This is a genomic window from Algoriphagus algorifonticola, assembly GCF_007655305.1.
Taxonomy (GTDB): domain Bacteria; phylum Bacteroidota; class Bacteroidia; order Cytophagales; family Cyclobacteriaceae; genus Algoriphagus; species Algoriphagus algorifonticola.
In genome coordinates this window covers 86,719-110,040 of record NZ_VLOG01000012.1, presented here as the reverse complement: position 1 = coordinate 110,040, position 23,322 = coordinate 86,719, and the positions used below count along the sequence as shown (strand labels likewise).

At 38.6% G+C, this 23,322-nt stretch carries 21 protein-coding genes and 1 tRNA gene; 10 read left to right on the top strand and 12 right to left on the bottom strand.

The genetic code is table 11. The features are described from left to right. Positions 1-114: 114 nt before the first annotated feature. Both FL972_RS02565 and FL972_RS02560 read right to left on the bottom strand, forming a co-directional pair. Positions 115-1,800, bottom strand: a complete 1,686-nt coding sequence (locus FL972_RS02565) for an AMP-binding protein (RefSeq protein WP_144603214.1) — start codon at positions 1,798-1,800, stop codon at positions 115-117. A 52-nt stretch (positions 1,801-1,852) separates the two neighbouring features. Next, positions 1,853-3,010: an acyl-CoA dehydrogenase family protein gene (locus FL972_RS02560; RefSeq protein ID WP_144603211.1), complete on the bottom strand. Its 1,158-nt coding sequence runs from the start codon at positions 3,008-3,010 to the stop codon at positions 1,853-1,855. 162 nt (positions 3,011-3,172) lie between these two features. On the opposite strand from FL972_RS02560, the gene FL972_RS02555 reads away from it, so the two are divergent. Further along, positions 3,173-4,135, top strand: a complete 963-nt coding sequence (locus FL972_RS02555; RefSeq protein ID WP_144603208.1) for a phosphotransferase — start codon at positions 3,173-3,175, stop codon at positions 4,133-4,135. 66 nt (positions 4,136-4,201) lie between these two features. On the opposite strand, the gene FL972_RS02550 is transcribed toward FL972_RS02555, so the two are convergent. From FL972_RS02550 to FL972_RS02535, 4 genes are all read right to left on the bottom strand, one after another. Beyond that, entirely contained in the window at positions 4,202-4,789 is a 588-nt protein-coding gene (locus FL972_RS02550; protein ID WP_091649934.1) for a hypothetical protein, read from the bottom strand. Between the two features lie 375 nt (positions 4,790-5,164). Next, positions 5,165-5,680 carry an acyl-CoA thioesterase gene (locus FL972_RS02545; RefSeq protein WP_144603206.1) on the bottom strand — a complete coding sequence of 172 codons (516 nt, stop codon included), beginning with the start codon at positions 5,678-5,680 and terminating at the stop codon, positions 5,165-5,167. Between the two features lie 4 nt (positions 5,681-5,684). Next, positions 5,685-6,314, bottom strand: coding sequence for a bifunctional nicotinamidase/pyrazinamidase (gene pncA / locus FL972_RS02540; protein ID WP_370627665.1), 630 nt, complete (start codon positions 6,312-6,314; stop codon positions 5,685-5,687). Next, on the bottom strand, positions 6,301-7,788 hold the full coding sequence (locus FL972_RS02535; RefSeq protein ID WP_144603203.1) for a nicotinate phosphoribosyltransferase: 1,488 nt from the start codon (positions 7,786-7,788) through the stop codon (positions 6,301-6,303). Before FL972_RS02535 ends, pncA begins: the two co-directional genes overlap by 14 nt. Before the next feature lie 229 nt (positions 7,789-8,017). On the opposite strand from FL972_RS02535, the gene FL972_RS02530 reads away from it, so the two are divergent. The 3 genes from FL972_RS02530 to FL972_RS02520 all read left to right on the top strand — a co-directional run bounded on the left by FL972_RS02530 (position 8,018) and on the right by FL972_RS02520 (position 10,142). Then, a complete protein-coding gene (locus tag FL972_RS02530) occupies positions 8,018-8,557 on the top strand; it encodes an RNA polymerase sigma factor (protein ID WP_250161269.1) in 540 nt (179 codons plus the stop codon). Then, a complete protein-coding gene (locus tag FL972_RS02525) occupies positions 8,550-9,299 on the top strand; it encodes a hypothetical protein (RefSeq protein WP_144603199.1) in 750 nt (249 codons plus the stop codon). Before FL972_RS02530 ends, FL972_RS02525 begins: the two co-directional genes overlap by 8 nt. A gap of 108 nt (positions 9,300-9,407) precedes the next feature. Then, positions 9,408-10,142, top strand: coding sequence for a hypothetical protein (locus FL972_RS02520; protein ID WP_245756357.1), 735 nt, complete (start codon positions 9,408-9,410; stop codon positions 10,140-10,142). Positions 10,143-10,190: 48 nt separating this feature from the next. Here the strand turns inward: FL972_RS02520 and FL972_RS02515 are convergent, their stop codons facing one another. From FL972_RS02515 to FL972_RS02505, 3 genes are all read right to left on the bottom strand, one after another. Further along, the gene (locus FL972_RS02515; RefSeq protein WP_144603197.1) at positions 10,191-12,851 is read right to left on the bottom strand and encodes a CHAT domain-containing protein; all 2,661 of its coding nucleotides are present in this window, start codon (positions 12,849-12,851) and stop codon (positions 10,191-10,193) included. A 101-nt stretch (positions 12,852-12,952) separates the two neighbouring features. Continuing rightward, positions 12,953-13,810 (bottom strand): hypothetical protein, encoded by an 858-nt coding sequence (locus tag FL972_RS02510; protein ID WP_144603195.1) that lies wholly within the window; start codon positions 13,808-13,810, stop codon positions 12,953-12,955. 57 nt (positions 13,811-13,867) lie between these two features. Beyond that, the gene (locus tag FL972_RS02505) at positions 13,868-14,671 is read right to left on the bottom strand and encodes a DMT family transporter (RefSeq protein ID WP_144603230.1); all 804 of its coding nucleotides are present in this window, start codon (positions 14,669-14,671) and stop codon (positions 13,868-13,870) included. Between the two features lie 143 nt (positions 14,672-14,814). On the opposite strand from FL972_RS02505, the gene FL972_RS02500 reads away from it, so the two are divergent. Continuing rightward, positions 14,815-15,264: a peroxiredoxin gene (locus tag FL972_RS02500; RefSeq protein WP_144603193.1), complete on the top strand. Its 450-nt coding sequence runs from the start codon at positions 14,815-14,817 to the stop codon at positions 15,262-15,264. Between the two features lies 1 nt (position 15,265). On the opposite strand, the gene FL972_RS02495 is transcribed toward FL972_RS02500, so the two are convergent. Next, positions 15,266-15,919, bottom strand: a complete 654-nt coding sequence (locus tag FL972_RS02495; protein ID WP_144603191.1) for an ABC transporter ATP-binding protein — start codon at positions 15,917-15,919, stop codon at positions 15,266-15,268. Positions 15,920-16,070: 151 nt separating this feature from the next. Between FL972_RS02495 and sucC the strand changes: the two genes are divergently transcribed. Further along, positions 16,071-17,285 carry an ADP-forming succinate--CoA ligase subunit beta gene (gene sucC, locus FL972_RS02490; RefSeq protein ID WP_091649907.1) on the top strand — a complete coding sequence of 405 codons (1,215 nt, stop codon included), beginning with the start codon at positions 16,071-16,073 and terminating at the stop codon, positions 17,283-17,285. Between the two features lie 9 nt (positions 17,286-17,294). Then, positions 17,295-17,368, top strand: a tRNA-Arg gene (locus tag FL972_RS02485). Between the two features lie 368 nt (positions 17,369-17,736). On the opposite strand, the gene FL972_RS02480 is transcribed toward FL972_RS02485, so the two are convergent. Continuing rightward, a complete protein-coding gene (locus tag FL972_RS02480; RefSeq protein WP_144603189.1) occupies positions 17,737-18,618 on the bottom strand; it encodes a DUF3078 domain-containing protein in 882 nt (293 codons plus the stop codon). Positions 18,619-18,662: 44 nt separating this feature from the next. On the opposite strand from FL972_RS02480, the gene FL972_RS02475 reads away from it, so the two are divergent. From FL972_RS02475 to FL972_RS02465, 3 genes are all read left to right on the top strand, one after another. After that, entirely contained in the window at positions 18,663-18,938 is a 276-nt protein-coding gene (locus FL972_RS02475) for a YidH family protein (RefSeq protein WP_144603186.1), read from the top strand. A 1-nt stretch (position 18,939) separates the two neighbouring features. After that, a complete protein-coding gene (locus FL972_RS02470) occupies positions 18,940-20,721 on the top strand; it encodes an SLC13 family permease (RefSeq protein ID WP_144603184.1) in 1,782 nt (593 codons plus the stop codon). A gap of 67 nt (positions 20,722-20,788) precedes the next feature. After that, complete coding sequence (locus tag FL972_RS02465) at positions 20,789-21,001, top strand: hypothetical protein (protein WP_091649897.1); 213 nt, start codon at positions 20,789-20,791, stop codon at positions 20,999-21,001. Positions 21,002-21,196: 195 nt separating this feature from the next. Here the strand turns inward: FL972_RS02465 and ppk1 are convergent, their stop codons facing one another. Further along, on the bottom strand, positions 21,197-23,320 hold the full coding sequence (gene ppk1 / locus FL972_RS02460) for a polyphosphate kinase 1 (RefSeq protein WP_144603182.1): 2,124 nt from the start codon (positions 23,318-23,320) through the stop codon (positions 21,197-21,199). Between the last annotated feature and the right edge of the window lie 2 nt (positions 23,321-23,322).

Genomic DNA, 23,322 nt, shown 5'->3' with positions numbered 1-23,322 from the left:
CCTGCTCGAATTCAATTTGTGTCGACATAACTGATAAGTAAATCTCAATATTCTACTTATACGAAAAGTCAACTCTTTCATTCCCGTTTGTGAAGCTCTAATTCATGAATGTTTTTATTTGTCTCCGTGCTTTTCTATATGAGCCTCTTTGATTTTTCTCCTCAGAATCTTACCCACATTGGATTTAGGTAGCTCATCAGTAAAATATACTTCTTTTGGAATCTTATAGTTGGTCAAAGATTCGTGGCAATGTGCTATAACAGTCTCAGCCTTCAGACTTTGATCTTTTGCTACTACATAGGCTACCACTTTCTCAGTTGATTTAGGATCCGGCATTCCAATTACCCCGACTTCTAGTACTCCTGGACAGGAAGCTATACAATCTTCAACTTCATTAGGATAGACATTAAACCCAGAAACTAGTATCATTTCCTTCTTTCTATCCACGATTTTGAAGAAGCCATCTTCATCCATAACTCCAATATCTCCTGACTTAAACCAATCTCCATGCATTACATTTGCGGTTTCCTTGGGACGATTCCAATAGCCTTTCATCACTTGAGGTCCTTTAATCAAAATCTCTCCTCTTTCTCCTAATCCCAATGGTTCACCCTCGTCATTGGCAATCATAACTTCCGTATTTGGCAAAGGAATTCCAATTGTCCCAATTCTCTCAGTTCCATCAATAGGATTACATGTAGCTACTGGTGCAGTCTCTGTCAAGCCATACCCCTCTGCTAAAGGAACTCCAGTAACTTTTTTCCACTTTTCGGCAGTAACTTTCTGAACAGCCATCCCTCCTCCTACTGCGATCTTTAATTTGCTGAAGTCAAGATTCAAAAATGCCTCTTGATTGAGAAGTCCATTGAACAAGGTATTTACACCTGTGAAAACCGTGAATTGATGCTTGGATAGGTCTTTGCAAAAGGCCTTCATATCCCTTGGATTGGTGATCAAAAGGTTATGTGCTCCAATTTTTAGCATAGCCAAACAATTCACTGTCAAGGCGAAAATATGATATAATGGCAAAGCAGTAATTACAATTTCCTCTCGCTCTTTCAACTTAGGTTTCATCCAAGCAGAAATCTGCTGCATGTTGGCTACTATATTGCCATGGGTTAACTCTGCACCTTTGGAAACTCCTGTAGTTCCTCCTGTATATTGCAGGAAAGCGGTATCTTGAAGAGAAATCTTTGGTTTTTTGAAGCTATGCTTAGCTCCTTTTGAAAGTGTGGATTTCAAAGAAACAGCATTGGGAATACTGTAAGCAGGAACCATTTTTTTGATATGCTTCACCACCAAGTTCACCAAAGTGCCTTTGAAACCACCCAACATATCCCCTAATTCTGTTATTATGACATGTTTAGCGGGAATTTCATGAAGGATTTTCTCCAAGTTGTAGGCAAAGTTGGCAACGATCACGATTACATCTGCCCCAGAATCATTGAACTGATGCTTCATCTCGGAAGATGTATAAAGCGGATTGGTATTTACTACAACCATTCCAGCCCTCAGGGCACCAAACATCACCACGGGATATTGAAGAATATTAGGCATTTGGATTGCCACGCGGGAACCCTTTTTCAACTTTAATTCCTCAGTCAGGTAAGAAGCAAAATGAGCACTGTATTCATTTACTTGATTGAAAGACATTGTCTTACCCATACATTCATAGGCGACTGCATCTTTGTATTTCTCAACGCTTTCATCGAATAAATCTGCAACACTGGAGTATGCTTCACAATTCACTTCTTTTTCAACAGAGGCAGGGTAATGTTTAAACCACGGAAAATCCTTCATCGATTGGCTAATTTGGGTGTAACGTTATATTTAATTAAAGCCTAATATAATTCTATTTTAAAATTTTTCGGGCAATTAACTCCTTCATAATTTCATTTGTACCTGCATAAATTCGCTGAACTCTGGCATCTGCATAAGCTCGAGCTACTCCATACTCCCACATGTACCCATATCCTCCGTGTAATTGTACACATTCATCCGCCACCTTGCACTGAAGCTCGGTCATATTGTATTTAGCTGCCGATGCCATAGCAGGATCAACTAATTTGGAATTATGCAACTGCACCAAATGGTCACAATAGATTCTTCCCTGTTCTAAAGCTGCTGTCATTTCCGCTAATTTGAACCTGGTATTTTGAAACTCCGAAATACTTTTATTGAAGGCTTTTCTTTGCTTCACATATTCAACTGTGGATGCCAGCATATATTCTCCCAAAGCAACTGCTGCCAAAGCAACTACCAATCGCTCTTGGGCAAGTTCAGTCATCAAATATTTGAACCCTTCTCCCAACTTACCAAGAAGGTTTTCCTTTGGAACTTTCACATCTTCAAAGAATAATTCGCAAGTATCTTGGGCATGAAGGCCAACTTTCTCAAAAGGCTTTCCTTTTGAAAATCCTTTCATATCCTTATCAATCAGAACCAAACTGATGCCTTTTGCACCTTTTGCAGGGTCAGTTTTAACCGCAACAACCACAACATCAGATAGATAACCATTTGTAATGAAAGTTTTACTTCCATTAACCAAAAAATGATCTCCTTTATCCTCAGCTGATGTACGCATTCCCTGTAAATCAGAACCAGCACCGGGCTCAGTCATTGCAACGGCACCGATAAAATCGCCTGAAACCATCTTGGGGATATACTTCTGCTTGGCTTCTTCTGTGCCATAATGCAAAATATAAGGCATCACAATGTCACTGTGAAGGGGATATCCAATCGCAGGTCCTGAGCATCCACTCAATCCTAATTCTTCAATTAAAATCGCATTGTATCGAAAATCCTGTATGTTCATTCCTCCCAAAGACTCGGGAGCCTGTATGCCTAAGAATCCGTTTTCACCAAATTTTTTCCAGGATTCTCGAGAAACCATTTTTTGTTTCTCCCATTCTGCATTGTAGGGGCTAATCTCCCTGGCAATAAAATCTTTTACACTCTGCCGAAAAAGCTCATGCTCTTCGGTAAATAACATTCGTGGTAGTCCAAACATTGGGTTTATATCGTTTTTAATTCCCTCAAAAATAGAAAATTCAGCCGTTTTTGAGGTTAATTCAGGGTTTTCATTTAAGGAAAAATAAACAATTCCTTTTCTGAAAAATTGATTAACAAGACTTATGTTTAAACTTCAACCACAAAGACATCTAGCTTTCCTATGACCGAGTTAAGTATCAACAGCCCCATTTCTGATTTAGAAGTACTGGATTTTTGGAATAAAGGAGAAAAAATTCTCAATGTATTGCCTGCCGGCGACAGTAATATGAACCTGGTTTTAAGAGTACAGACAAATGAAAGGTCTGTCATCCTCAAGCAATCCAAACCTTATGTCAGGAAATTCCCTCAAATCCCTGCTCCCATCGAAAGAATTGATGTAGAATACCAATATCTCAGCAGGATTAATCAGCAGGAAAGTCTGCGTCCCTACTCCCCGGAAGTATTGGCTTATTATCCTGATCAACATATTTTAATTACTGCAGATTTAGGGACAGAAGGAGACTTTTCGAAAATGTATCAAGCTGATTTTTCTTTAAGTCAAAATCATGCAAAATCCATCTTTCAATATCTCAATTTCCTACATCAGGTTGATGGGTTGGGTTTTCCTGAAAATCTAGAAATGAAGAAATTAAATCATGAGCACATTTTCAATTTTCCTTTCTTAGAAGAAAATGGCTTTGACTTAGATAGCGTTCAGCCTGGCTTGCAGGATTTGAGTATGGCTTGGAAAAGGGATACACAGCTGAAATCCAAAATCACTGAATTAGGTAAAAGATATCTTTCTACCGGAAAGACTTTACTTCATGGTGACTTTTATCCAGGTAGCTGGATAGAATCTCAAGGTGATTTAAAAGTCATTGATCCTGAATTTGGTTTTATGGGTGATGCCGAGTTTGATCTAGGCGTGGTCTTGGCACATGGAGATCTCAGTGGAAACTCTGAAATTATTCAGCAAGCTTTCCAGGATCATTATACCCTGCCTTATTCCCAAGCTTTGTTGGATCAATATCATGGGGTTGAAATCTTGAGAAGGTTGATAGGAATAGCCCAGCTTCCAGTAAATTTTGATCTGGAAGCAAAGAAAAAATTATTGGAAAAGGGAAGAAAGCTCATTCTTGGCTAAGTTGCCGTGAAAAACAAAAAAGCTCCAAACATCTGCGTCTGGAGCTTTTTTTCTTCAATTTTTGAATTAGAAATGGAGAATTTTCATTCTTCCTTTAGAGTCTGTTACCTCCAAATAAACTTCTTCAGGACTTAATCCCTGCAATTTGAAATCCTTGGTAAAGCCTTCTGAAACATTGATTCTTTCAGAGTGCAAAATTGCATCAGAATCTTCATGACGAACTTTAACTCGAACTCCAGGTTCGGTCAATCCAAACACAGATAAATTGATGGTCTGATCGTCCACTTTCTTACCGTAAGCTGCCAATGGATACTCATCAATTATTTTTTTGCGCTCAAACGTTTCCACCTTGTAAGTTACTTCCTCATCCTCCGTAGTAATTTTGACCTGATATTCTCCACAAGGCATTTCATTCAAGTCATAAGGAACGATTACTTGCTGGTCCTTTACATTTACTTTTCTTTGGTGGAGCATTTTTCCATCCTCATCAAGGATTGCTACTTTGGCTTTCCCAATACCTTCTTTAAGAAGGACGTTTACTTTTTTAAACTTGGCGCTGGCAGTAGATAAAGCCATCAAGTCTTCATTTGAATTTGAAGCTAGAGTGCTAGTTGCTAAAAGTCCGGCCATTGCGATTGTGAATAAGGTTTTCATAATGTGAGTTGGTTTAGTGTTTCAATGTCTATCCTCTTGCGAAGGACATACCAACTCTGAATAATCCCAGTTTCTCATTAGAACTGAGAAAATACATTTTTCAAAAAATTAACAATTGAACAAAATTAAATTTGGATAACGTGTCAAAAAATTAACAAAAACTGTATAACTACTGGGCAAATCCCCGTTCGCTTGTATCAGTTCCGAACAAAATCCTTGGATTTCTTACTGGAAGAAGGTTGCATGATTGCCGGTATTGTTAAGGAAAATTAATTCAAAAAAAATTTCCATCGCATCATGCCAATTTTTACAAATAAAAAAACCTGTACGCTTCTGTACAGGTCTTGTTCGTCGCGGGACAATTAAATTCTTCTTTTAAGATTTCTTAAACTCTGAAATCAACATTTTTACTCGATCTTTGATATCTAAATTGCTGATATCCAGGTTTCCGGAAGTGGCCTTTAAGAAATCTTCTACTGCACCTTCATGATCTGTTGACTTCCCTTCAGCCAACGTTACATAGCGCATAGTAGACCAAAGCAAGGTCTTGAGCTGAGTCTTGCTATCATCAGTCATGTAGTATTCAACCACTATAGTATTGTGATTGTGCCAGATGATTCGGCTCATGATGCGAACCCACTCCCCCACCATAGCAGGTTTGACATAGCTGATATTATGATTGTACACCACCCAGGCAGCTTTATACTTTCGGATCAAATCAATAACTTCCAAGCCATACAGCTTTGGCACCTGATCCTCCCTCGCATTGAAGAAGTAATCAAAATACTTCGCATTATTTAAATGCTGTAAAGGATCGCAATCTTGAAAGCGGATTACAACTCTGCTTTCCGTTTCTTGGGGATAGTATTTGTCTGGGTTAAATTCAAACATTCTTTTAAAGGTCTTTTGAGGTAATTAAATGAATTCCTGCATCCTGCATTTCTTTCAAGGCAACATCTCCATCTTCCGCTTTAAGGTTTACAGGCTTGGTCGCATCCGTAATTAAATAGGTTTCAAACCCCAGGCTTTTCGAATCCATGGATGTAAACTTCACGCAATAATCTTGTGCAAGACCGCAAACATATACCTTTTCCACTCCAATATCTTCTAAAAATTTTCCCAAACCTGTATCCCCTCTTCTGGCATTATCGAAAAAGCCTGAATACGAGTCTACTTCCGGATTAGTCCCTTTTTGAAAAATATCCTCCCATTGAGATTGATTAAGGTCCGAGGAAAATTGGGCTCCTTTGGTAAACTGTACACAGTGAACTGGCCACAAAACCTGAGTCAATCCATGGAGATCAATCAGCTCCCCAGGATTCTTGCCTTCATGATTGGCCGCAAAGCTTTGATGATCTACTGGATGCCAATCCTGAGTCGCTATGATCAATTCAAATTTTTCCTGAATTGAATTAATGATGGGTACAATTTGATCTCCATCAGAGACCGCTAAAGCGCCTCCCGGTAGAAAATCATATTGAACATCTACGATTACCAAAGCTGACTTTGAATTATGCATTGCCATTTTCCATCTTTTTTGCCTGTAAAACCAATTCCATTCTCAAATGGTGCAAATTTTCCTCCAAGCCCACTGGATATAGATGCGGATTGACCAATCTCTTATGTGTTTTATCAAAGGAATCCAGCTGTTTCTGCGCTCTTTCACGGATTTTTTGAATATCAGGACTTTGATAAACTGCTTTCCCATTTTTGAAAATAGGTTTTAATAAATCCTCTTCCTGATAAAATGCCGGCATGATTCTTTTTCTTCTAGTCGGATCAGTTGGATCAATAATGACCGTACCTCTCGGGTTGATCTCCTCATTTTCCAAGTAAATCATATCAGCCACTGCTTTGTCATTGGAGTAGTATCGCTTCACATTGTGAATTCCCGGAATATTGATTTTCAGGGATTGTTGACTGATTTTAATCTTAGGCTGAAAAATTCCATTCTCGGTTTTAATAGCTGACAACTTATAAACGGCGCCCAAGGCAGGCTGATCAAATGCTGTCACCAGTTTGGTTCCAACACCCCATACATTGATTGAGGCCTCCTGCCCTTTCAAAGAAGTAATGATATGCTCATCCAGGTCATTGGAAGCTACAATTTTTGCCTCAGGAAACCCTGCCTCATCCAAGAGTTCTCTTGCTTGATTGGAAAAATAAGCCAAATCTCCACTGTCAATTCGGATCCCCATCATCTCTTTCCCTTTTTTTCGCAAAGCTTGGCCAACCTTAATTGCGTTTTTGATTCCATTGATTGTATCATAGGTATCTACCAAAAAGACACATTGATTGGGAAATGCATCTGCATAGGCTTCGAAAGCTTCCAGTTCAGTCTCAAATGACATGATCCAGCTATGGGCATGTGTTCCGGAAACAGGTATTCCAAATAGTTTTCCTGCCATTACATTACTGGTAGAAGCACACCCTCCAATATAGGCCGCTCTACTTGCTGCCAATGCTCCATCTATGCCTTGTGCCCTTCGTAAACCGAATTCCAATACCGGTTCTCCTTTTGCTGCCAAATTAATTCTAGCAGCCTTAGTAGCGATCAATGATTGGAAGTTGAGGATATTCAGAAGGGGTGTTTCCAGCAACTGACACTGGATTAAAGGGCCTTTTACACGCACCATAGGTGCATTGGGAAATACCACGGTTCCTTCCTCCACCGCATCTATGTCACAACTGAATTTTAATTCGCTCAAATACTCCAAAAACCCCTTTTCAAACTGTTGGCTTCCATCAGGGGCTTTCATTTGTGAGAGGTACTCTATATCCTCTTTCCCAAACCTAAAATTGCTGCAATAGTCAATGACATAATCCAGTCCAGCTGCCAAGGTAAAACCGCCTTGAAATGGATGTTTTCTGAAAAACAGATTAAAAACAGCCTCCTGCTCACCTTTTCCCGATTTCCAATAGGCATATGCCATGGTAAGCTGATAAAAGTCAGTGAGAAGGGCCAAACTTCCCTGATATAAGTCTTTCGTGATTTTCATAAATTCAATTCTGACTTAAAAATATAACAGACATTGATTCTTCCCTAAAGTTTTCTAAACACATTTCCGGACAAATGAAGTTTTATCACTGATGAACTGTTTTTTTTGGATATTGTGGTTACAAAATTCCAAGCTGTATCGACCTAAAGATGAATAGCAAATGAAGCTAAATCCAAATTTCACTGATCAGGAACTGGTGGAAATGATCCTAACCAAAAACCGGCAGAATATGGCAATAACTTTACTTTATCGACAATATTACGGAGTCTTAGAAAATTACATTTTACAGAATTCCGGCAGCTCAGACGATGCGGCAGACATCATTCAGGAAGTGATGCTGATTTTTGTACAAATGATTTCTGAAGGAAAATTCAGAGCAGAGTCCTCCATCAAATCCTTTCTTTACAGTATTTGTAGAAACCTTTGGATCACAGAATTAAGAAAAAGAAAAAGCTCTGCTGCAAGGCAAGAGAAATATGAAGAAAGTACTGAAAAAGTAGATTCAGATGTCTCGGAAAGTATAGCAAAAACCGAGAGTCTCAAATACATCATGGGACTCTTTCAGGAGTTGGGAAACAAATGCAAGCAGATTCTTCAACTCTTCTACTATGAAGAACTTCCAATGAAGGAGATTTGCGAGAAACTTGACTTTAGTTCAGAGCAAGTTCTCAGAAACAAAAAATACAAATGCCTGAAATCATTGATTGAAAAAACACAGGCTTCACCTCAAGTATATCAAAACCTTCAAAAAGCTTTACGCCATGAATAATATAGACTTGGAAACATTGGAAGCTTATTTGGATGGAAAATTAGCTTCTGAAGAAAAAATACTACTTGAAAATAGCTTAAAGGAAGACGCCTCTTTAAGAGAGGAACTGGAATTACTAAAACTCTCAAGAGAGGCAATAGCTATGAACTCCTGGGCAGAATTGATCTCCGGAACTCAAAAATCATTTTTGAAGGAGAGAAAAAAAGCAGATTCAAAAGCAAATCCACTTTGGTCTTGGGCTGGAAGAATCGCCGCAGGTCTGTCTTTTTTACTGGTGGTGGCAACTGTGGCACTATTCGTCACAACGTCCCAAAATTCCATGGTAGAAAATTTTTACAGCTATCAAATTCCTGTGATGAGAGGAGAACAAAATACATTCTCACAAATTCAGGATGCCTACCTCAGCCAGGATTATGAGCTGATAGAGTCCTTAAGAAGTCAGGTCAGTCAATCAGATTTAGAATCCCTATTTATTTTAGCCATGGCTGATTTGGAAAACGAAAAGTCAGCTTTGGCTGAAATCATATTAAAAGATCTAGAAACCAGAAATTCACAATTGGAAGAACCAGTATTTTCTGAGGAAATCGATTATTACCTGATCCAGTCATTACTTCAGCAGGAAAAATATGATGAGGCTGAATCACGGCTTGAAAAGATCTTGCAGGATCCTTCACATCGATATTTCAAAAACTTTACGAAGTCGGACTTATGGAAAATAAGAATTCTAAAGTTGAAAAAGTGAATTGAATAAAGCGAAAAACTCCCCTATGGGAGTTTTTTTAATTTTTTTTCAGTTAAGTGGTTACATATTTGCAATTGACTCCGACAAAGGATTAAACCAACAAAAATTATGAGAACACTAATCAAATTAACACTAAGCACATTTTTGATTATCGGGCTAGCTGCCTGTAACAATGATGAAGATCCTCTTTCCTTAGGTGAAGGAGAAGTGAGAATGGGTGTTGGAGTCAAAATGAACTCCGGGACTAACCCAGGCGCAAGAATCCAAAATTCCGGACTTGATATCAACTCAGGCTTTTTACAAGTGAAAAAAATTGAGTTGGAAACAGAAGGAGTTGACGAAAATGGAGAATTCGAGCGTGAGCTTGAATATAAATTTCCGGAAATTCTGAAAATCGATTTCAATGAATTTGATTCAGGAGCCGACTTCTTTATCAATATTCCTGCTGGAAACTATTATGAAGTTGAATTTGAAATTGACTTGATTGATAACAGAAACGAGCCAAGCATTCAGCTAGACGGTACTTTTAATAAGGAAGACGGAAGTTCAGTACCATTTAGACTTCAAGTTTTTGGAGATGATGACGAGGACTTGGATTTTGAAGTTGAGTTGGAAGCCGAAGATGATGATGAATTATTCTTCCTCGATGCAGTAAATAATCCTTTGGCAATGTTAGAAATTAATGCAAAAGGCTGGTTCTCTAGTATCTCAAATTCTGAATTGGAAAATGCAGAATTGACTGATGGTGTCTTGCTAATTTCAAGAACAAAAAATAGAGAAATCTATGAAAGAGTATTGGATAAAATAGAAGCTTCAAGCGAAATTGAGCTGAAACTAAAATAGGGCTAATTTTCAGCGAAATAATCCGGCAGAGCAATTTGCCGGATTTTTTTATTCCTTTTTATTTGACCTGTAAATTATCCAGACTATACCCGCTAGAATAAAGAGAACCAAAGCTATCCTACCTATTACTTCTTTCACTTTTCGCTCAAAAGAAACTACTTCAGGCTGACCAATTAACACATAATTTGCCCAATAACCGGGATGTGAAAATTGCGACATTTTAGGATCGCTTAGTAGATCCAATTTTGCCAATCTTAATGCTGAGGCATAGGATTCTCCCTTTTGCAAATGTTTATAGAAGGCATCTGATAAATACACAGCTACCTGATTTTCGGTTAACCACAATGAGGTAATTAAGTGATCCGCTCCAGCCAGAGCGAAGCTTCTAGCTAAACTGATCAACCCCTCAGAATCACTCAACTGCCCCGCTCCTGTTTCGCATGCACTGAGAAATACAAATTCAACCGAGTCCAAAGCCTGATAGCTCAATTCCTGAGAAAAAAGCCTAAATTCTTCCAGACCGGGATAGAATGCGATAAATGAAGAATTGATGTCCCCGGGCTCAGCTTTTGCATGCGTCGCCAAATGGATATAGGGATAATTAGGGGCTTCTTTCAAGAAAGTTTCCAGATCTGCAGACTCATCTGTAAACACGGTAAATCCTTTCCTGCTTATTTCCTCTTTGGATCCGGGCAACCTTGATAAGCCTTGAAATCCCTTTTGCTCAAATGGAGAAAAACCCAAAACAGCATTGGAAAACCATTCTTTCTTGGGTTCTGATTTAACCAAAGCAGCAGAAAACTGATATAAAACTGCAATTCGCTCAATTAAATATTCTCTATCAATGGGTAATACCTCAAAAGGAATAGGATTAAACTGCGCATGAGGAACTACAATCAACTGATTCCGGCTTTTCATTCTCAACAGCCAAGGGTCAAAAAGTGTTTTCCCAAATTGACTGATGAAGGAACCAGCATCATACTTTCTGCCCAAGTTAGGAGTTTGTAATGCCTTCCTCCAATTTTCAAGTTCTCTGAAATTGATTTCTTTGATATCCAACGCTTTGAAATCGAAAAAATCAGGCTCAACCCAAAAAACAAATAATTTTGAAGAAGTTTGAAATAGAGATAAACTCGCCTTCCTCCTACCCAATTGATCCTGATATCTAGCTAAGCTGAAGACATCTGCATTTTCAAAATCAGGCAAAAAACTCTTGAATTCTTCACGTAACCTGGACAAGTCAACTTGCAGTTTGATAAATTCCTCCTGAAGCTTCTTTAACTCTTCGGGATCATTGGATAAATATTGTCTCTGATAATTTTTTGAAAGCAGAAATTGGAGATTTTCCTCTTCCTGAAGCTTCGCTAAAGGGATTCCAGACCTTCTTTTGAGTCTTTCAAAATAGGCACTTTGCCTCAAAGCCCCAGCTTTGCTTTGCTCTGCCCAAACAAAAGCCTGTTCCATTAAATCCAATTCATCTCTCTCTAGAGCAATATTGTAAATCTTCTCGATGGCGTTTTGATAAGCCTTGAGAACTTGGTCGCCCAAAAAAATCCTAGCCTCATCATTATCAAAATTGAAGCTGATGTAATTTGCAAAATCGAAAGCACTGAGATAGGTACTCAAGCCCAACCTGAACCATTTGGAATCTTCTTCTTTTTCATAAAGCATCCAGGCTACTTCCGCCTTTGATGCTAAAACTTCAAAGAGCGTGATTGAGGACATTCCTAAGGATGATTTTTCAGGATTTTGAAAAATGTCCGGATTTTCAAAAGTAGGATGCAGCTCTATTATCGCTTTTTGGTAAGAATTCAAAGCCTTCTGATACTCCTTTTTCTGTTCATGGAGCTGGCCTCTAAGATTATAATAGATACCTCTCTGAAGATCTTTTTTCCTCATCAACTTGATCATGAGAGAGTCCCTAGTCCTATCCAAAGCCAATTCAGCAGCTTCAAGATCCTTTTTTAACAAATAACCTTTCGCAAGTAAATTCCAATGCGAAAACTTTAAAGGCTCGGAGGTTTCACTAATTTGATTTAATACATCCAGTGCTTGATCAGGATTTCCCTCTTCCAAATGAGTGTTTGCCAGATTGATTCGAACTTGATTTGGATTAATCTCCCAAGTCAGTAAATCCTCATAAATCTTTTTCGCACTATCGTATTTTTCCAGATTATACAAGGCTGATGCCTTATTACTCAAAAAACTATAGCGTGCATATCGTCCATAATCCCCTAAAGAAGAAGGCAATGCTGACTCTGCCCTACTGAAATAGCTGATACTTTGGCTGTAATTTCCTGTTTCAAAATAATAGACTCCCAAAGCATTAAATAGTCGTTCGGGCTGAGTCTTTCCCTGAATCAATTTCTGAAGACTTTCAGCTTCTTTTAAATGGTAAATAGAACTGTCCAGCTTACTCAAGCTAAAAAGAAGCTCTCCCAAAAATAGATGGGATGAGTAAATTAAAGTATCTGGAAGTTTAAATGCTTTGGCTAGTTGAATTCCTTTTCTGTAAGATTTGGCTGCAGCTTCATTTTCTCCATATACAGAAAGTAACACTCCTAACCTTTCAGAGCCTCTCAAGAAAAGCTGAACCTCTTCAGAATTGGGAGTTTCAGCCAAAGCCTCAGAGTACAGCATGATGGCAAGCCTATCATCCTCCTCAGTAGGTGAAGGCAACTGGTAAAGAGAGTCGGCTTTTTTCAGCAAATCCAGGTTTCCTTGCGCTAATACGCATATGGGTGAGAAGCATAAGCTTAGGAAAATGGAAAGATAAAGTCTCTTTAAAAACACGGAAATAGGGACAAACCCTACTCCAGACGAGCTACGATTACCACAAAAGGAGGTCTCGGCTTGCCGGCAGGTCGGGTTTCATTTAGTGATCTAAAATTAACCCAATTTCCTCCTCTTCGCTCATTGATAAGGTCATTTTTTTCCTCAATATCATCTAATAATGCTTGAGGAATGTCTGCCACAGTTTCAAAATAGAAAAATCTCAAGGGGATAGAATTGAGTGCCAGATTGCTTAAATCAGGTAATCTATAAAGCAATTCAACATCTAGGACTTGTCCGTTTACGGGAATAGCACCAAATGTCCCATTTTCAACTGTTTTTTGAAGGTCAAAAACACCTTTGGATGAAATCTCAAAGCCTAGATCCTCTAGAGAAATACCGTTTTGATCCTCTACATCAAAATCACAGCTGGTATCATCATCGTCGTCATCATCTCCATCATCGCAGGGAAGTAACAAACCCGGAACTCCATTATAAATCGGAGCTGCCTGTATTTGATTCTGCCCAAGGACATAAATACCATCCCGGTAATTCACCCCTCCGACGGTAACGAAAGTCTCACAGGAACTGGAGCTTCCTTCCGGAGTAAATGTTACTTTATATTTCAATCCGGTTTCACTTGCATTTACGTCAATTGCTCCCGTCTCTCCATTGATAGCCAAGCCATCAGGACTGGCAGTGAAAGTTCCTGATGCGTTGGTAATAGGATTTACAATGACATTTTGGGTCGCATTGATGTAATAAATGGTGTCTGTGTAAGCAAATAACTCGCAATCAAATGAATTATCTCTGATCTGATTATCCTGAACACAAGAAAAAGACAGCAAAGCCAATAAGGCAAAAGTCAAAGTTGAAAGTAAAGCATGTGGGCGCATGAGTTCCTTTTTTATTTTAAGTCGATTCCACTTATAAAATTGTAATCAGATAACAGATTATTTTTCTCTTAAATTCAGCAAAATGCCTATTAATACCAATCCCATTCCAACATAGGACATTATTCCGAAGGTTTCTCCAAATAGAACGAACCCAAAGAACAATGCATATAAAATTCCTAAATAACTCAGACTGGAAATTTTTGAGACGTTGGCATTTTGATAAGCAACTGTCATAAAATATTGTGCTGCCTGAGTACAAATACCTATCCAAAGTAAAATCAACCAATCCCAGCCTATCGGTTGAACCCAAGTAAAATAACTAATCAGCGAAGCAACTGGAAGAGTTACCAAAGGAAAATAAAATATGATCACCAGCGGGTGCTCTGTGTTTTTGAGCTTTCGAATCACATTGTAAGCCAAACCAGAAAAAAGTGCGGCGATGATTCCGATTCCGGCATAAAAGAAATCAATTCGAGGATCAAAACCCTGTATCACTAAAACGCCAGCGAAGGATATAAAGAAATAAAGAAACTGTATGGGTTTGACTTTTTCTTTAACTAGAAAAATACCAAGAATGGTTGTAAAGATTGGGGATAGATATTGTATAGTTACGGCACTGGCCAATGGAATTTTTTGAAGCGTATAAAAGAACCCTATCAGGCCCACTGAACCTACAATTCCACGGATAACCAACAGTTTCTTATTATTCCCAAAGACCGGTATTTTTTGATTTTTCAAAAAAACATAGCTGAAAATCAAGGAGAAAATAGACCTAAACAGAATAATCTCTATGGCAGGGATATGAGGAATGAACTTGACTGATACATTCATCAACGCAAAAAATACTCCAGCCAAAAGCATGGATTGAACGCTAGAAATCTTCAATTTTTTATTTCATTTTTAGGGTGTTGTACTTACAAAGCAAAATTATCATTGGAGAGTTCAAAAAAAATCTTCAAAAACAGAATAAACTATCTATACTTAGGAGAGTTAAAAAAGATAAGATGGCATTAAAACTAGGACAAGCTGCTCCGGATTTCACTTTGAAAGGGACATCCGGAACAGAACTCAAACCCAGCAGGGATTTAGAAGGCAAATCATTCATCCTTTATTTCTACCCAAAAGATTTTACAAGAGTTTGTACTGCAGAGGCATGTGAATTCAGAGATCAGTTTGCGGCATTTCGGGACTTGGACATTCCCGTTTTTGGCGTTAGCAGAGATGACTTGTCTACGCATGAGAAATTCAAAAAGCAATTCAACCTTCCCTTCGAACTTTTATCTGATACCTCAGGAAAGGTTTGCCAAAAATATGATGCCTTGGTACCGCTGATCAAAATGCCGAAAAGGATTACTTATCTGATAGATTCCGAAATGAAAATAGCTGGAGTTTTTTCAGATATGTTTGAATCCAAAGGACATATAGAAAGCATGCTCAAAAAACTCAATAAATGAGTTAGCTGAGGATATTTCCGTCTTTCATTTCCACTTTTCTATCAGCCATGGCAGCCAATTCCTCATTGTGAGTAACTATCACAAAGGAATGCCCCAACTCTTTTCTCAAGGTAAAAAACAGCTCATGCAAAGCCCTTGCATTGCTGGTATCCAAGTTGCCGCTGGGTTCGTCAGCAAAAACCACTTCCGGACTATTGATCAAGGCTCTTGCCACTGCCACACGTTGCTGTTCCCCACCGGACAAAGTGGATGGTTTATGATCCAGTCGATGGGAAATACCCAGAATTTCAGCCAATTCGCCAGCTTTTTTTTCGATTTGCTGAGGATTTTTTCCCTGAATAAAGCTTGGTATTTGAATATTTTCCAAAGCTGTAAACTCAGGAAGTAAATTATGAAATTGAAAAATGAAGCCTATTTGCTGATTTCTAAATTGAGCCAGCCCCTCTCCTTTCATGGCTATTAAATCCTTTCCATTCATGGACAAAGTTCCTTGATCTGGCTTATCCAAAGTCCCCAAAATATGCAACAAAGTACTTTTTCCGGCACCCGATGAACCGACTATGGAAACAATCTCGGAAGTGGAAATCTCAAGATCCACCCCTTTTAAAACATGGAGATTTCCATAGGATTTATGGATGTCTCTGGCTATCAACATACTATTAAAATTTACGCTCCTAAAATTAGAACAATTCTTCGAGGCAAAGGGCATTTATGCCATCAAATAAGGTCCTATTAAATAAAAAAGGCAAAATTCAGGTTTGATTTATCCACGGCTAGGGCTTAACTTCGCCCAAAAATTTTGAGAGATGAACATTCACGAATATCAGGCTAAAGAAGTACTAAAAAGTTACGGCGTTAGAATTCAGGAGGGCATCGTAGCAGACAGTCCCGAAGCCGCACAAGAAGCTGCAGAAAAACTAAACGCTCAAACAGGAACTTCCTGGTATGTGATTAAAGCTCAAATCCATGCTGGAGGCCGTGGAAAAGGTAAGGTTCAGGAAACTGGTTCCAATGGCGTTGTACTTGCCAAAAAATTGGAAGAGGTAGCTGAAAAGGCTAAGAACATACTTGGAGGAACTTTGGTAACTCACCAAACCGGACCGGAAGGTAAAAAAGTAAACAAAGTTTTGATCGCTGAGGACGTATACTACCCAGGTGATTCAGAACCTAAAGAATATTATGTTTCTATCCTTTTGGACAGAGCTACAGGATCCAATGTGATCATGGCTTCTACCGAAGGTGGTATGGATATCGAAGAGGTAGCCGAGAAACATCCTGAGAAAATCATCAAAGAATGGATCGATCCTAAAGCAGGACTTCAGGGATTCCAAGTAAGAAAGGTAGCTTTCAAATTAGGATTGAGCGGAAATGCTTTCAAGGAGATGACCAAATTTATCACTGCGCTTTATAAGGCGTATGAAGCTACAGATTCTTCTCAGTTTGAAATCAACCCGGTATTGAAAACTTCAGATGATAAAATTTTGGCAGTAGATGCTAAAGTAAATCTGGATGACAATGCACTTTACAGACATAAGGATTTGGCTGAATTGAGAGATTTGGCTGAAGAAGATCCATTGGAAGTTGAAGCTGGAAAATCCGGCCTTAACTATGTGAAGTTGGATGGTAATGTTGGCTGTATGGTGAACGGAGCAGGTCTGGCTATGGCAACTATGGATATGATCAAATTATCTGGTGGTGAGCCGGCTAACTTCCTAGATGTAGGAGGAGGAGCAAACGCTACTACTGTAGAAGCTGGATTCAGAATTATTCTTCAAGACCCTAATGTAAAGGCGATTTTGATCAACGTATTTGGTGGTATCGTAAGATGCGACAGAATCGCTAACGGTGTGGTTGAAGCTTACAAATCAATCGGAGACATTCGAGTTCCTATCATCGTAAGACTCCAGGGAACCAACGCTGAAGAAGGTGCTAAGATCATTGACGAATCAGGCCTTAAGGTTTTCTCTGCAATCACATTGAAAGAAGCTGCAGAAAAAGTACAAGGTGTACTAAAAGGCTAAAATATAGCAGCACTCGTAGTTCAACTGGATAGAATATCGGATTTCGGCTCCGAGGGTTGAGGGTTCGAATCCTTCCGAGTGCACTCTTATAAGCTCAGACTCTTAGTCTGGGCTTTTTTTGTTATATACTCTAGCAGGGATAAGGTAATATGAGAATAGATAGACCGATTTTTTTGACTGTGGGCAAATTGGCTGAAGGATGGAACTTCCAAAGAAAATATTTTCTCCCTAAGGAAACTCCCATAAAATATGAAGTAGGAAAAGTGAAGTAAAGAAATAAGTTTAAAAGCTATAAATTGTACTTATCCAAGATTAAAATAAAAAAGCAGGAGAAAATCTCCTGCCCTTTATTTGAAAACTAAACCAACTATTATTTAACTACCACAATGAATTCAAAAATAATACAATTATTAACAAAACAAAATCCAAAATAAAAATTTGTTTTTATTAATTACTTAGCCGGAAACGTACTGCGCTTAAAGGAAATCCCCAAAGCTAGCCCTTGGCTAAATTGTATTTTATCGTCTTGATCAATATCGTAAATGCTCAAACTGGTTAAACTCACATTGATCAAATTGGAAACTTTCGCTGTTAATGCTACATCCAATCTATGATCAATCGTGTCAAATGCCAAGGTCTCGTAATTTGCATACAACTGGTAACGCACCAGGAGAGAAACATTCTCTGAAAGTTGTTTATTCCAATCTGCCATGATATTCATGGCAAGCAATTCTGTTCTGACCTTGTCTCCTATCGGCACTCCATAATTTTGAGGGACATTCAAATATAATTCGGTATCGGTGACAAATGTAAATCTCGGAGCAAAGGGGGATAAACGAAGGCTAAACTCATCATTGGGCTTATACTCAAATCCCAAAGCAAATGTAAGGTAAGCCGGATTGGCAAATTTGGAAATTAAGGTTCTGCCTGTGTCGTCAAAGTTATAGCCTGGTGCAAACTGAGAAAGGAAATTTGCAGAGGAGTATAAATTCCAGAACTCGCCAATTTTGTATCCGACTTTTGAATCTAGAAATAACCTATCATTGGATTTTCTACCGTCTTGGTCTTGGTTTTTTACCACACCGTAAATGAAATCCAAGGTATTATCCCAAGTCCATTTCTCCTTCTTATAATTTGCCCTACCCTGAAGATAGGTACCAACTGCAATGGAGTTCACTCCACCACCCGTCCAGTTACCACTGAATGATGCTTGGTTAAAGTTTAGACCTCCCCCTATTTCTTTTAACCAATAAGTCGTATCCTTTTCAGTTTCTTGGGCTTGCGCAATGGCTACCCCAAAAACTAAAAAGAAAAGCGTAAATATTCTTTTCATAAGTATACTGATTCATTAAATTAACTTAGACAAGAAAACAAAATATGGAAAATGACTTTGAAAACGAATTAATAGTCAGGGATTTTTTGGCTAGACAGAGAACTACTTTAGCCAATCAAAGAACCCTACTATCCTACATCCGTACCTCATTGTATTTCCTGGTAAGCGGTACGGCATTGTTTGAGGTAAAAAATTTGGATCACATACGAGATTTGGGATACTTGTCGTTTGCATTATCTCTAATTTTAATCATTCTAGGTTTTTACAATTATTTCAGAGTTCGGAAAAAACTCAAAAAAGGCACTTATCACCTGATGTAATATGACATTTGAAATCGGTCTTGTTTTCGCCATCATTGGTTTGGCGATGATTTTATTTTTTACAGAAAGGCTGAGCATAGATACCGTTAGCATTGGCATCATGGGGCTTTTCATCTTTACAGGGATTTTAGACCTAGAAGAGGGCTTTGCCGGCTTTTCCAATCCTGCTACAGTCACTGTAGCAGCTATGTTTGTTATCTCTGCCGCAATCTTTAATACAGGACTTTTAGACTCATTCGGTCGTTTACTGACCCTTCAAGCCCAAAAAAGTGAGGTTGGTCTGATATTAAGTTTGATGCTCTCCGCAGGTATTTTATCCGCATTTATCAACGATACTGCAGTTGTCGCCTTATTAATGCCAACCGTTATTCAACTCGCCAAAAAAAATGGCATTTCACCATCCAGAGTTTTAATGCCCTTATCTTTTGGAGCTTTAATGGGTGGGATATGTACTCTACTGGGCACCAGTACCAACATTCTCGTAAGTGGAATCGCTGCAAGAGAAGGCTTGGAAGAGTTTGGTGTATTTGAAATGACTAAAGCCGGAGTTATATTTTTTATCGCTGGAATTATATATATGATTTCTATAGGCACTTGGCTTATCCCAAAGCGAAAGGCTCATTTCAGCGTAAAAGAAAGCTCCCATCTTGGAAATTACCTCATTGAGATTGTCATTACCAAGGAGTTTGAGCAAATCGGTGAACCTTTTCACAAACAGAAATTATTCAAAGCTTATCCAATTGAGGCCCTCCAAATTCTAAGAGCAGATGGAAGAAAAGTGAAAGTATATCCCAATACTCCCATTGAAAAAGATGACCTGATAAGAATCACTTGTGAAAAAGAAACCATACAAAAACTCAAGAAAATCGCAGGTCTATCGATAAAATCAGAATTGGAATGGAGCACGGAGAATGTGACAGATGATGAAGTTAGACTGTATGAAGCATTAGTCACTCCAAACTCAGACTTAGTCAATAAAAAGCTATTAGCCCTTAACTTCCGGCATATTTTTGATCAGATTACTGTAGTGGGTATCCGACACAGAGCTGGGCTTTTGGAAGGCTTACTCAAACAGACTAAGCTACGTGCAGGGGACATTTTACTCCTCAGAGGTACAGAAGAAGCAATTCAAAGGCTAAGTGAAGGAAATGATCTCCTTTTACTGGCTGAAAATAAGAGCAGAAATATCAATAAGACTCAAAGTATTCTTACTGTAGCTACCTTAGCAGCTGTAATATTACTTTCGGCTTTCAAAATTTTTCCAATTGCAGTTAGCGCAATAGGTGGTGTGGTAGTACTTGTCTTACTTAAATCCATCAACCCTTTGGAAGCTTATAAAGCTATTGATTGGAAAGTAATTATGATGCTGGCCGGCGTGCTTTCTATGGGTGCCGCTCTTGAGAAAACCGGAGGAGCACAGCTCTTAGGGGATGTTATCACAGAAAACCTAGGTGAATTTGGACCAAGGGCCGTCTTGGGAGGAATTTTTGGACTAACTTTCTTATTGACCAATATTATGTCCAATAATGCTACCGCTGCTCTCTTAGCTCCTATTGCCATCACTGTAGCTGCATCAATTGGAGTGGATAGCAGACCTTTTTTGATGGCTGTTACATTTGCGGCAAGCTTAAGTTTTATGTCTCCTATGGGTTACCAGACTAATACGATGATTTATAATCCAGGAAATTATAAGTTCAGGGATTATTTGGTGGTGGGAATTCCACTAAACCTGATCATGTGGATATTAGCAACATGGTTAATTCCATATTTTTATCCATTTTAATTATTGGATTAATCATCAATAAAATCAACCTTTATACTCGTTTTTGTTCCATTCAAACCCTTTTTCAATGAAAATCTTCGGAATTATTTTAATTATTGCAGGCATTTTTATGCTTTTCAGCGGCAGTATCAGTTTCACTACCAAAGAAAAAGTCATAGATGCGGGGCCATTAGAAGTCACAGCTGACAAAGAAAATAAGCTGGATTGGCCTCAATATGCCGGAGGAATTGTGGTGGCAGCAGGAATTGTTCTATTGGCTGTTGCAAGTAAAAAGAAATAAAAAAAGCGCCTCTCGGCGCTTTTTTTTTAATCTATTATGGATATCCACTTTCTTACCCATTTTGACAAAAATACGGCTTATTGTCTGCTAAAGGGATCAGAATCCGGAAGCTTCGGTCTTCGGTCATCGATCTTCCATCCAGTCAAGCAAAGAAAATAAGGCAACTGGCATAATTGCGGATAATCAGATTATCTATTAACCTATTAATCTGACCTGCATTACCTTATCAGGGTCCAGATTGAAAAATTCTTTGTGAACATTGAATACTTCTTCCCCATTTTTCGGCTCCTTAGCCAGATAGGTCCCATCCTCTTGCATCACGTATGAATTGAAATTATCCCGAAGATTAAAAGCTAAGATATTCATCAACTGCTTTTCCAATAATGGAGATTCAACCTTGAACAAAGACTCCAGTCTTTTATCAAAACTTCTCACCATCATATCAGCACTACCTGCATAAGTTCGTGTTTGACCATTATTATGGAAATGATAAATCCTGGAATGCTCCAAGAAGTCTCCAACAATAGAAATCACTTCTATATTTTCACTCAGGCCAGGTCTTCCAGGTCTTAGGCAACAAATTCCCCTAATCACTAATTTGATAATCACACCCGCCTGAGAAGCACGGTACAAGGCATAAATAATTTCGGAATCCTCCAAAGAATTGACTTTGATAAAAATCCCACTTGGAAGACCATTTCTTGCATTTTCTGCTTCCTGCTCAATGTATTCAATTAGCTGATTTCTCATATCCCGAGGAGCAGTAATCAAATTTTGATATTGAGAAGGCATACTGTGTCCTGTAATTACATTAAAGAATTCTGATACATCATTTGCCAAAACCTCATTAGTAGTCAGAAGGCCAATATCTGTATATAGTCTTGCTGTATCCTCATTGTAATTACCTGAGCCTAAGTGAACAAAACGCGTTATTTCATTTCTGTCTTTTCTTACAATCAAAAGAAGTTTGGTATGCGTTTTCAAATGAGTGATTCCATAAATCACAAAGCATCCCGCCTTTTGAAGTTTTTTGGCTTCCCTGATATTATTTTCCTCATCAAATCTCGCTTTGACCTCAAAAAGAACAGAAACGTGTTTTCCATTCTCCGCTGCCTTCAACAAAGCTTTGGTAATTCTACTTTCCTTAGCTAGCCTGTAAATGGTCATTTTGATGGCCATTACATCCGGATCATCGGCCGCTTTCTCAATTAGGTCTAGAATAGAATCGATATTGTTATAAGGGTGATGAAGCAGGATATCCTTTTCTTTCAAAATCTCAAAAATATCAGCAGTCCCTTCATCCCTCAGAGAAAGTGGTTTGACTGGCTCAGGAATTTGTGGCAATCTATCCCTGAATTTTTTATTTCCTACGATTTGCCAGAAACCGGTAAAATCAATCATGCTGGATCGCTTCACCAAAAAGACCGAATCACTTTTCAGATTCCATCTCTCTAATAATGAATTCAGCATCCATTTGCTATACCCTTCTTCAATTTCAATTCTAACTACCCTACCTGTTTTTCTTTCCATCAGCTTCCGCTTCACTTCCTCCAGAAAGTTCGCGTCCATATCTTCACTTTCTTCCAAAGTAAAATCACCATTTCTGGTAATTCTGAAGAGACTGACTGCTTCTATTTCTACATTTCTGAAAAGCGAAACGATGTTTTCACGAATTACCTCTTCAATTGGAATCAAAAGCAACATGTTATCCCGCTCGATTTCAAAAAAACGAGGAATATTTGCCGGAATCTGTACAAAGCTGAGTTTGCGCATATCCTTCTTCTCTCCCGGGCTAGTTGTCACCACACCGAAGATCAGAAGCTTATTCATCAAAATCGGGAAAGTTCTGTACCCGTCATACACCATGGGCGTGAGCATTGGATAAATAGCCTTCTGAAAATACTGACGGACCTTTTCCTGCTCATCGGCTGTCAGTCTGGAAGTATTGACCAAAGAAATCCCCTCTTCGCCCAGTCTAGGAAGTACATTTTCAATAAAATGCTGATGCTGCTCTGCATGAAATTGCTGGCAATCTTTCATCAATTTAGCCTTGAAAGGCTCTTCTCTCAGGCCAGAATAATCTATCCGCTCTTTATCATAATCCAGGTAATTGTACAATGAACCTACACGGATCATAAAAAACTCATCCAGATTAGATGCAGTGATTGCCAGAAATTTCAGTTTTTCAAAAATTGAACGGTGCTCCTTTTTGGACTGATCCAGCACGCGTTCATTAAATTTCAGCCAGCTTAAATCCCTACTGACTAAATCACTTTTTTGGATGATTGACTCGAATTTATCTCCAACTGCCAGTTTCATAC